General features: G+C 64.5%; 7 protein-coding genes and 2 pseudogenes. 5 read left to right on the top strand and 4 right to left on the bottom strand.

Annotated features, from left to right (window positions below; translation table 11 throughout):
* Nucleotides 1–150, top strand: a pseudogene (locus MOV75_RS42730) (SH3 domain-containing protein); the annotation flags it as partial.
* 132 nt (nucleotides 151–282) lie between these two features.
* On the opposite strand, the gene MOV75_RS21450 reads toward MOV75_RS42730, so the two are convergent.
* On the bottom strand, nucleotides 283–1,938 hold the full coding sequence (locus MOV75_RS21450) for a fumarate hydratase (RefSeq protein ID WP_246929010.1): 1,656 nt from the start codon (nucleotides 1,936–1,938) through the stop codon (nucleotides 283–285).
* A gap of 211 nt (nucleotides 1,939–2,149) precedes the next feature.
* Here MOV75_RS21450 and MOV75_RS21445 point away from each other — a divergent pair, with 211 nt between their 5' ends.
* The 4 genes and pseudogenes from MOV75_RS21445 to MOV75_RS21430 all read left to right on the top strand — a co-directional run bounded on the left by MOV75_RS21445 (nucleotide 2,150) and on the right by MOV75_RS21430 (nucleotide 4,348).
* The gene (locus MOV75_RS21445; protein ID WP_246929008.1) at nucleotides 2,150–2,623 is read left to right on the top strand and encodes a hypothetical protein; all 474 of its coding nucleotides are present in this window, start codon (nucleotides 2,150–2,152) and stop codon (nucleotides 2,621–2,623) included.
* 314 nt (nucleotides 2,624–2,937) lie between these two features.
* Nucleotides 2,938–3,111, top strand: a complete 174-nt coding sequence (locus MOV75_RS21440; RefSeq protein ID WP_018321873.1) for a hypothetical protein — start codon at nucleotides 2,938–2,940, stop codon at nucleotides 3,109–3,111.
* Between the two features lie 285 nt (nucleotides 3,112–3,396).
* A pseudogene (locus MOV75_RS21435) lies at nucleotides 3,397–3,588 on the top strand (helix-turn-helix transcriptional regulator); the annotation flags it as partial.
* A gap of 85 nt (nucleotides 3,589–3,673) precedes the next feature.
* Nucleotides 3,674–4,348, top strand: a complete 675-nt coding sequence (locus MOV75_RS21430; RefSeq protein WP_246929006.1) for an isoprenylcysteine carboxylmethyltransferase family protein — start codon at nucleotides 3,674–3,676, stop codon at nucleotides 4,346–4,348.
* Nucleotides 4,349–4,710: 362 nt separating this feature from the next.
* Here the strand turns inward: MOV75_RS21430 and MOV75_RS21425 are convergent, their stop codons facing one another.
* The 3 genes from MOV75_RS21425 to MOV75_RS21415 all read right to left on the bottom strand — a co-directional run.
* Nucleotides 4,711–5,418, bottom strand: a complete 708-nt coding sequence (locus tag MOV75_RS21425; RefSeq protein ID WP_246929004.1) for a glutathione S-transferase — start codon at nucleotides 5,416–5,418, stop codon at nucleotides 4,711–4,713.
* A 206-nt stretch (nucleotides 5,419–5,624) separates the two neighbouring features.
* Complete coding sequence (locus MOV75_RS21420; protein WP_246929002.1) at nucleotides 5,625–6,305, bottom strand: lectin; 681 nt, start codon at nucleotides 6,303–6,305, stop codon at nucleotides 5,625–5,627.
* Between the two features lie 143 nt (nucleotides 6,306–6,448).
* A partial coding sequence (locus tag MOV75_RS21415) for a Tim44 domain-containing protein (protein WP_247006544.1) occupies nucleotides 6,449–7,130 on the bottom strand: 682 nt, incomplete at its 5' end.

Below are 7,130 nucleotides of genomic sequence, written 5' to 3'. Positions count from 1 at the left end.
CAGCGCGAACTCGGCGGCCCGATCGACGGCGACGGCGGGCCGAAGCGCCTTCTCGCCTGCAGCGGATATTGGGGCCTGGTCGAGAGCCATGACGGCGTGCGCGGCTGGTGGCGCTCGCTGTGCTCCAACCAGGTCACGAATTGCAGTTAGTGAAATAAAGCGATCACGCCCCGCTCTCGTGTCCCGGACGCGACGCGGCACGCAGTGACGCGGCGCAGAGCCGGGACCCATGCCGCTACGATGGACCCCGGATCAGCAGCGCAGCATCAGTGGCACGCCGCCTCAGCCCAGATTCAACTCCTTGAAGAAGTCGTTCCCCTTGTCGTCGACGATGATGAACGCCGGGAAGTCGACGACTTCGATGCGCCAGATCGCTTCCATGCCGAGCTCGGGATATTCGAGCACCTCGACCTTCTTGATGCAGTGCTCGGCGAGGTTCGCCGCGGCGCCGCCGATCGAGCCGAGATAGAAGCCGCCGTACTTCTTGCAGGCCTCGCGCACGGCGGGGGCACGGTTGCCCTTGGCCACCATCACCATGGAGCCGCCGCCAGCCTGGAACTGGTCGACGAAGGAATCCATGCGGCCCGCAGTGGTCGGACCGAACGCGCCGGAGGCGTAGCCCTCGGGCGTCTTGGCGGGACCGGCGTAGTAGACCGGATGGTTCTTGAAATAGTCCGGCAGCGGCTCGCCCCTCTCCAGCCGCTCGCGCAGCTTGGCGTGGGCGCTATCGCGCGCGACGATCATGGTGCCGGTCATCGAGACGCGCGTCTTGATCGGATGCTTCGAGAACGTCGCCAGGATGTCCTTCATCGGCTGGTTGAGGTCGATCTTGACGACCTCGCCGCCGAGGGCCTCTTCGACCTCAGGCAGATATTGCGCCGGGTTGTGCTCGAGCTCTTCAAGATAGACGCCGTCCTTTGTGATCTTGCCGAGCACCTGACGGTCGGCCGAGCAGGACACGCCAAGCCCGATCGGGAGCGATGCGCCGTGACGCGGCATGCGGATCACGCGCACGTCGTGGCAGAAATATTTGCCGCCGAACTGCGCGCCGACGCCGAGCGACTGCGTCATCTTGTGGATTTCCTTCTCCATCTCGACGTCACGGAAAGCGTTGCCGTCGGGCGAGCCGTGGGTCGGCAGCGCATCGAGATAGCGCGCGGAGGCGAGCTTCACCGTCTTCATGCACAGCTCCGCCGAGGTGCCGCCGATCACGATGGCGAGGTGATAGGGCGGGCACGCTGCGGTGCCGAGGGTGAGGATCTTCTCCTTCAGGAAGGCAAGCAGCCGGTCCTTGGTCAAGACCGAGGGCGTAGCTTGAAACAGGAAGCTCTTGTTGGCGGAGCCGCCGCCCTTGGCCATGAACATGAACTTGTAGGCGTCATCGCCCTCGGCGTAGATCTCGCATTGCGCCGGCATGTTGTTGGCGGTGTTCTTCTCCTCGTACATCGAGAGCGGCGCCACTTGCGAATAGCGCAGATTGCGGCGCAGGTAAGCATCGCGCGCACCTTCCGACAGCGCCGCCTCGTCGTCGCCGTCGGTGATGACGTTGCAGCCCTTCTTGCCCATGATGATCGCGGTGCCGGTGTCCTGGCACATCGGCAGCACGCCGCCGGCGGCGATGTTGGCGTTCTTCAAAAAGTCCAGCGCGACAAACTTGTCGTTGGGGCTCGCCTCGCCGTCCTCCAGGATGGCGCGGAGCTGCTTCAGGTGGCCCGGCCGCAGGTAATGATTGATGTCGCCGAAAGCCGCCTCCGACAGCGCGCGCAGCGCCTCGCGCGACACCACCAGCATGTCCTTGCCCAGGACCTTCTCGACCCGCACGCCCTCGGCCGTGATCTTCTTGTAGGGCGTCTCGTCCTTGCCCAGCGGGAACAGCGGGGTGTGCTTGTAGGGCGGAACGGGCTTGGACGGGTCGGGAAAGGCGGTGGGAGCGTTCATGGGGCGAATCTCGGGGTTTGGGGCCACGCGCGGGCCCTCGCGTAGAAGCGTTCTAAGCCCATTTTGGACGGAAAAGGAAGGGACCGGTACGCATGAGAGAGGGCGGCCAGGGCCTGGGAAGGCATTGGCGCAGCACGTGGAAAGGCCAGGCCCGACCCTTGCGCTTCGCGCCCGACGACGGTTGAATGCGCGCCCTAAGGGGCTTTTCATCATGACATTGAAACTGAACGTCCGCGGCGCGATCCTGGTCGCCGCCGCCATCACCGGCCTTGTGACCCTCGCCTCGCCCGCGCGCGCCGACCGCTGCGACGACAGCGCCAAGGAGCTGGCGAACCAGGTCGATCGGCTCAAGGTGAATTTCCGGGCCGCGAACACCGTCTATCTGACGCACCCGGCGGCCAAGGAGCTGTCCGTCGGCTGCCGCGGCGACAAATATTCCATCGAGCTCTATGCCAAAGGTGATCGCAAGCCCACGCCGGAGTTTTATGCGCTGGTCGGGTCGATGGCGGCGATCGTCTTCACCGTGACGAAGGACGACACCACGACGGGCGCAACGCGCTGCCTGAAGCGGATGGGCCTGTTGCGCGGCGACAAGATCAGCATGCGCTATCGGCGGCTCAACATGGAATGCACCCGCACCAAGAAGGATGCGTCGATCGCCATCACGCGCGGCAAGGACGAATAGGCCGGGGACCGCCGTCGTTCTTGCTGCGGATACCGTGCACGTGTGGCGCGACGCAGCTCGCCAAGGACTCCGTCATTGCGAGCGAAGCGAAGCAATCCAGAAATCTCTCCGCGGATGGATTCTGGATTGCTTCGTCGCAACCGCTCCTCGCAATGACGAGGAGAGGTTCGTGGATCGCCCTCATACAGCGTGGATGAGGAGCAATCACAGCGCACCTCACCTGACCAGATCCCTCGCATTTTAACGATTGCCTTGAAGGAATTTTCGCTCCTCGCAGCGCAGGTTGAATTGCTTCCATGTGTGAGGATTTGCGGATGAAGGTTTCTACCGTTGCGCCGCCGCCGATCGCGATCGTGGTTCCGAGCTACGACACGACCAAGCAGCAGGACGATCAGACCAAGACCAAGGACGCCGACCCGACCTACAAGCCGCAGCCGCCCGCGCCGCTGCCGCCGGGTCAGGGCACGCGGATCGATCAGCTCGCCTGATCGATCCTTTCGAAGACGGATCGCCCAATTCGGTCGATCCGGCCTGTTGCGCGTCCGGCCGCATCGTTGCCGGGTAGCGAGATCAATATCATGCGCGCCCCGGGGCCCTGCCGCATGATCGCAAGACTGCCGTTTGCCGAACACGATCTTAGGCGTCGCCACGGGCGCGCGGCTGGTCGCGCTTGCGCGAACGTTGCACTGGCTCTCCGCATTCCCTGCTGCACCCGGCCTGCCTCAGCGTTCCGCACATTCCGCCACGCCTCGGCAATTTCCCCTTTCGGGCACACTGACGCCGAGCTGCGCGTCTTCCTGTCCATTGTCGAGATCGGCGGGGTTCCTGACGTGGCCAGAAGCATGGGCCTCGCCGAAACGACGATCAAGACCCATCTCGCCCGGACCTTCGCCAAGACGGGAACCCAACGACAAGCGGATCTGGTTCGGCTCGTGGCGGCCTTTACGCCATCGATCAAGGTCTGACCGCAATCGCTGTCGCGCCCCGGCCGCATGTTTGCCGGAAACAAATGCGATCAATGCACCGGCGTGGGATAGAACAAGATCGACAATGATCGCCAAACTGCTGCTGCAGAACACGATCACCACCATCGCGATGGGCGCGCTGCTGTTCGCATCCGCAGGGACCTTGCGCTGGCCCTCGGCCTGGGTGTTCCTCGCAACATGTATCCTGCTCGGCCCGCTCTGCGGCTGGTGGCTCTACCGGATCGATCCGGCGTTGCTCGCCGAGCGTCTGCGGCCGGTCCTGCAGAAGGACCAGCCCGCCGCGGATAAGGTGTTCATGAGCGTCTTCGTCGTTGCGATGCTGGCCTGGCTGGTGCTGATAGGCGTCGACCGGCGCATGCAATGGTCCGACATGCCGGTCGCGTTGCAGGCAGTCGGCTTCGCGCTGTTCCTGCTCTCGACGCTGTTCACACTCTGGGTGTTCCGCGAGAACTCGTTCGCTGCCCCCGTGGTGAAGCTGCAAGCCGAGCGCGCGCAGCGCGTGATCTCGAGCGGCCCCTACGCCCATGTGCGTCATCCCATGTATAGCGGCATGATCCTGTTCTTTGCCGGCGTGCCGCTGCTGCTGGGCTCGTGGTGGGGACTTCTGATGGTCCCGATGCTGGTCCTCTTGTTCGCGATCCGCATCGGCATAGAGGAACGCACCTTGCGCGAGGGCCTGCAGGGCTATGCCGACTACGCCGCACGAGTGCGCTATCGCCTGGTGCCAGGCGTCTGGTGAGAGCGCCCCGCTCTCCCGTGCACCTCACAGAAAATCGCGCCGCCTCCTCCGATCGACTGACGTCGCAGCAAGTGAACCTCGCTAGAGGAACCCGCACCGACGCAACGGGAGACGACGATGTTCTGCAAGCCCCCCTGCCCCGAGGAGCATGACCTCTCTCCCGTCCGCGATGATTCAAACAATCGGTCTGCGCCGCAGCGTTCGCAAGCGCGCGCCGGCCACGATGCGCTCGGGCGATTGATCGCGCCCGAAGCGGCCGGTCCGGAACGGGGGCTGCCGCCAGCCTCCCTCCGGACCGGCTAGAGTTTCTTGTCTTCGCGTTTTCTTGACGCGAACCGGTATCCACTTCGCTCGAAAACGCTCTAGCCATCCAACTCGCGATAGCGGCGAAAAATGCCCTGCTCGTTGAAGGGAATGCGGCGCCGGCTTTCCCGATAGGCCTTGATGTTCGGCCGCGCAGCGACCCGATCATGCAGGCTGACGAGGCCCGGAATGTCTGTCTCGAACGCCGTCATGCGCTTGGGGAAGGCATAGCGCAGCCCCGCGACGATCTGGAACAACGACAGATCGACATAGGTCAGCCTGCGGCCGGTGACATAGGCGCCGCCATTCTCGTTGAGAAGCTGCTCGAAATAGCCGAGATATTTCGGCACGCGCTCGCTCCAGAAATCGGCGGTGCGCTTCTTCGCCGGCGGCTTCTGGTCCTCGTAATAGAGCGAGGGCCCGAGCGGATGATGGGTGTCGTGGATTTCGACCACGAGGTCGGTGATGGTGAGCTGAAGCTGGTGCACCCAGAGCCGGCCGGCCTCCGTCTTGGGCGCGAGCCCATGACGGGCGCCGAGATAGAGCAGGATATTGGCGGTCTGGCCGATGACGAGCTTGCCCGCTTTCAGGAACGGCGGCGCAAAGGGCGTCGTACCCTTTTTCGCGTCCATCATCTTCATCATCGCAGCCGTCCCGCGCGCTCCACGCGCGACGTCCGCATAAGCGGCTCCCGCCTCCTCCAGCGCCAGCCGCACGTATTCGCCGCGGCCCTGGATCTCGGGCCAGTAGTAGAGCTCGTATTTCATGAGAGAGGTCCGTGAACGTGAACGCGTACGGACCAATGTAGCATGCGGCTCGGGGTTCCGTCAGAGTGAGACGGAGCGTTCGCGCAACCCGCTCGTCATTGCGAGCGCAAGCGAAGCAATCCAGACTGCCTCTGCGGAAAGACTCTGGATTGCTTCGTCGCTTCGCTCCTCGCAATGACGAGCGGAAAGAGCTTCGCGCCCTTAACTCAATTCGCGGCAAAACAATACAGCAAGCCGTCGCCGCCGGTGCTCTTCAGATCGGCCTGCGAGCAGCCGCCCTCGGGACCGCGCGAGGGATGCGAGCTATTCCAGGACTTCGACGGTTCGTCGTCGCGCAGACCTCGCCGATCGGCATGGCCGACGACCGCGGCGCCTTGCGTGCTCGACGTCCAGTTCTTGCAGGTCTTGTCGTCACCGGCCGCGAACGCGGTGCCGTCGGGTTGCGTTCCCGTCAGGACGTCGTGCCGGTTCGGCGTATCGCCGGCGCCGTTGATGACCTCCCCTTTCTCACTGAGCGCCGTCTGCTTGGTGAGGTTGTTGGCCGCGCCGTGCAGTTCGGCAACATCCTTGGCAATCACCGTGCCCTTGGCGTTCTGCCACGGTCCCTTGCCGATGCGGTCCTTGGCATTGACGGCCGGTTTGCCGTCGGCGGCCTGCGTCGAGAGATAGGCGCGCCAGGTCTTGGTGCCGGCGCCGCCGGCCTGCGCAAGCTTCTGGCATTGTGCGTCGGCTCCCTCGAGCCCGCCGAGATCGGCGCCCTTGCCCGGACCGCTGGAGGTCACGAAGAACGTCATGTCGGCCGACTGCGCTTGCGCCGATGGCGTCGCCAGCAAGGCCATTGCGAGCGCAAGGCCTGAAATCGTCACGGTTCTCTCGATGCGGATCACGTTGTCCTCCCGTTGTGCTTGTCGTTGGCCGCCTGATTCAACCCGAGCCGCGCCTGCTTATTCCGATGCGGCGATACCAGACGCCGAAAAGAAAAAGGCGCCGTGCGGAAGCACGACGCCTTGGTTTCACATTCCGCGAGCGATCAGTTGGTCTGCTGGATCGCCGACAATTCCCAGCCGTTGCCGGGCCGCCGGGCAAACGTCCAGACCTCGGTGACTTCGCCCGGCTGCTCGCTGCCGGCGACGACCGTGCCGCTGTTGCGCTCCAGCGTCTTGTCGGTGAGCGCAAAGCGCAGCGCCACCGTGGCGTAGTCGGTCTCGCCTTCGCGCCAGGCTTCGGCGAGGTCGCCCTGCAGAAGCTTGACGTCGGTCACCTTGTTGACGACGTTGCGCGCGCGGTTCTGGGCGAGGTCCTGCTCGAAATAGGAGACCATCTCCGGCGTCGCGAGCGTGTGCAGCTTGGCCACGTCCTCGTTCGACCAGGCGGCCTGGATATCGCCGAGCAGGCGCTCGAACGATTCGTAATCGTCCGGCTTGATCTCGAGCGGCGCGTTGTTGGCGTTGGCGCCAAAGCCGAAGCCACCAAGTCCGCCACCGAGGCCGCTGCGCTGGTTCGGCTGCGGTCCGGAAGCTGCGCCTGAGTCGGCATTGGCATAAGCCGCCTGCGGCGTGTGACGGCGCTGCCACCAGGACATTGCCAGCCGCACCACCAGCACCACCAGCACGATCTGGATGATCAGGCCCAGGATCGAGGACAGGCCGCCGAGGCCGCCGAACAGGCCGCCGCCGAACAGCATGCCGAGCAGGCCGGCGCCGAGGAAGCCA

The organism is Bradyrhizobium sp. PRIMUS42, from assembly GCF_023006515.1.
Lineage (GTDB): Bacteria > Pseudomonadota > Alphaproteobacteria > Rhizobiales > Xanthobacteraceae > Bradyrhizobium.
This window is presented reverse-complemented; position numbering and strand designations above follow the sequence as displayed.

What these genes read in the sequence shown, in the direction of transcription:
- MOV75_RS21450 (WP_246929010.1), bottom strand. Translation starts at nt 1,938, where the DNA reads ATGAACGCTCCCACCGCCTTTCCCGACCCGTCCAAGCCCGTTCCGCCC.
- MOV75_RS21445 (WP_246929008.1), top strand. Translation starts at nt 2,150, where the DNA reads ATGACATTGAAACTGAACGTCCGCGGCGCGATCCTGGTCGCCGCCGCC.
- MOV75_RS21440 (WP_018321873.1), top strand. Translation starts at nt 2,938, where the DNA reads ATGAAGGTTTCTACCGTTGCGCCGCCGCCGATCGCGATCGTGGTTCCG.
- MOV75_RS21430 (WP_246929006.1), top strand. Translation starts at nt 3,674, where the DNA reads ATGATCGCCAAACTGCTGCTGCAGAACACGATCACCACCATCGCGATG.
- MOV75_RS21425 (WP_246929004.1), bottom strand. Translation starts at nt 5,418, where the DNA reads ATGAAATACGAGCTCTACTACTGGCCCGAGATCCAGGGCCGCGGCGAA.